Here is a 1,822-nt window from a genome sequence, read left to right on the forward strand (position 1 = left end):
CTAATAAAGTGTTATACTTCGGAGGTAAGATGGTATGGGTATGTTGAATATGGATTTTCGGTATCCTGGCATTGAGATCAAGGTCGAATTGATCGCACTACAAGCTTATCTTTCACAGATAGAAAATGGCGTAAAATCTGTGTGTACAAGCTATATTTCAGCGGAAATGAAAAAATATTCTGATTCGGATTACCACGAGTATCAGCATGTTTATCAAATTGCCGAAGATGAAATGCCAAGAATTATTAGGATTCCATTTATTGTTACCATCTACGCGATATTCGAAAATTCAGTTGCACGGCTTCTTGATTATGCAAAGATGAAAGAAGAAAAAGAGTTATCCCTGAAAGATATTAATGGGAAATCTCCAATTTCAATTCAAAATAAGTATATGAAGCACGTTTTAGGTTATGAATATCAGTTCTCCAATAAAACAATGCAAGATATAGGACAAATCAATACAGTAAGGAATTATATAGCCCACTGCAATGGAAATATAGGATTTCTTAGTGAGGATAAAATCGAAAAACTAAAAAATATTTCAGAAAAAGTAGTAGGACTCTCCATAGAGTCGGATGTTATTGATATATCTTATCAGTACCTAGAAAGTTCTATGCATACTATAGAATCCTCGTTAAGAGAGCTAATGAGCTATATGGAGTCCCGGTATGGATTTTACTAAATGCAAACTAATCTGACTGTTTTTTTGCGGCGTTACCCCATACAAACTTTAATCCTAAACTCATAAATTAGAGTTAGTAATCTAGCTCGTTTTCATCCTAAAGTGAGTTTCATCAAGTTTATTCTGACCCCACTAACATGTGTCACTTTTATCTGTAGGAATATAAAATGTCTATTAAAAAAACTTTGCTTTTTGTTGGAAGTTTAATGTTATTAGGGTGTTCAACGTCACCAACCGAAACTTCAGCCCAAGTAACAGAGTATCAAAGTATCGATGAGATGAAGCAGTTTGCTAATTGCGAAGCGATCGATGCAGTAAATGACACTTACGATGTCACACTGCACTCTCCTTGGGGAAGAAAACGTGCGGCTCACATTAGGTTGAAAGATGCGGCTTATGCAAAAGGTGCAAATGCAGTAATTATGACGTCCAATAATTATGGTGTGGTTACTGATCAAGTTCAAGGCGTTGCTTATAAGTGTACTTACGGTAATAAGTAGCAAAATAACGAGGCGTTAATCCATAGACATTTTAATCCGAAACTTATGAATTAGAGCTAGAAATCTAGCTCGCATTTGTCTAAGAAGTATGGTGTCGAGTAGAGATTTTACGATTGAGAGCTGCAGTCCACGTAAATCAGCAAAAATCTCGCAATTCCCACTGACCTTTTCGAACGGAAATAATTAACACAAAAGAAACAAAAACACGTCATTGCATCCTCCTGTAGGGTTGATGCAATGACTCGTCTGTAGCCTTACTGCTGCATGGGTTTGAGTGCTCCCAACTTTTTGAGAGGATCTAGGGATTATCTAGGCCGCATCGAAGAACTTTTGAACCAGAATGGTGTAATTCACCTATCGATACGTAACACACCAGCAACAACTAATGCTAATAAAACGTGCGGTATCCTCCACTCGCCATCGCTGTACAACACGCCTATATCTGCCCTATCAATGCCGACTTCGCCCACAGACATAAGCCTGAACGACTAATACATCTGCAGGTAAAGCAGCTGACAAAACGTAAACATGCACATTGATGCGAGGCATCAGCCCTATCAATTCCCTTATCTCAACAAGCAATTAGCCTCACATTTTCTCAGCCGCGTATTCGGCGGTGAACTATGAGAACTTCGAAGAT

Annotated in this window: 2 protein-coding genes; both read left to right on the forward strand. The window is 38.1% G+C overall.

Annotated features, from left to right (window positions below; genetic code table 11):
• Nucleotides 1-34: 34 nt before the first annotated feature.
• The gene (locus FW758_RS24345) at nucleotides 35-682 is read left to right on the forward strand and encodes a hypothetical protein (RefSeq protein ID WP_446446803.1); all 648 of its coding nucleotides are present in this window, start codon (nucleotides 35-37) and stop codon (nucleotides 680-682) included.
• Between the two features lie 167 nt (nucleotides 683-849).
• Nucleotides 850-1,182 (forward strand): hypothetical protein, encoded by a 333-nt coding sequence (locus tag FW758_RS24350; protein WP_063884717.1) that lies wholly within the window; start codon nucleotides 850-852, stop codon nucleotides 1,180-1,182.
• Nucleotides 1,183-1,822 lie beyond the last annotated feature (640 nt).

This window comes from Shewanella sp. 1180_01 (assembly GCF_052850535.1).

Bases quoted from the DNA above. Each gene is read 5' to 3' on its own strand.
- FW758_RS24345 (WP_446446803.1), top strand. From the start codon at position 35: ATGGGTATGTTGAATATGGATTTTCGGTATCCTGGCATTGAGATCAAG.
- FW758_RS24350 (WP_063884717.1), top strand. From the start codon at position 850: ATGTCTATTAAAAAAACTTTGCTTTTTGTTGGAAGTTTAATGTTATTA.